Below are 548 nucleotides of genomic sequence, written 5' to 3'. Positions count from 1 at the left end.
ATCTGGAGCGGGAAACGAGACTCGAACTCGCGACCCCGACCTTGGCAAGGTCGTGCTCTACCAACTGAGCTATTCCCGCTTAGAAGTGATGCTGCTTTACTGCGCAAATCAACGTGTAACTTATTGATTTTTATAACTTTTACCTCTCCATTCCGGAGAGGAGGTCGCTATTATGGACCTCTTTGGCTGGAGTGGCAAGCGGAGTTTTGAAAAAATATCGTGTTGCGCAAAAATCTGGCGATCCAGGGCAACAGTTTGCTCATCAGAGTTAGATGATTCCACATTTTCTCCGCATCTGTCTCTGCAATCGGCTCGCGTAAAGCACCACTCAGTGCCCGGCTTCACGAAAACACAGCAGGCCGGGGAATGTCGGCAGCAAAGAGAATGAGGCGAAGGATAAGCATCATGCAGAAACGAAAAAAGGACCCGAAGGTCCTTTTTTCACTCGCCTGCCGGCGTAACCGACGGCGAAAAATTTGGAGCGGGAAACGAGACTCGAACTCGCGACCCCGACCTTGGCAAGGTCGTGCTCTACCAACTGAGCTATT

At 50.7% G+C, this 548-nt stretch carries 1 tRNA gene; it reads right to left on the bottom strand.

What is annotated here, in order from left to right:
- Nucleotides 1-3: 3 nt before the first annotated feature.
- Nucleotides 4-79 (bottom strand) — tRNA-Gly (locus tag NV64_RS22875).
- Between the last annotated feature and the right edge of the window lie 469 nt (nucleotides 80-548).

Origin of the sequence: Erwinia sp. B116 (assembly GCF_002865965.1) — a bacterium.
Lineage (GTDB): Bacteria > Pseudomonadota > Gammaproteobacteria > Enterobacterales > Enterobacteriaceae > Erwinia.
The sequence above is the reverse complement of the archived record's forward strand: the minus strand, read 5'-3'. Positions and strand labels throughout refer to the sequence as shown.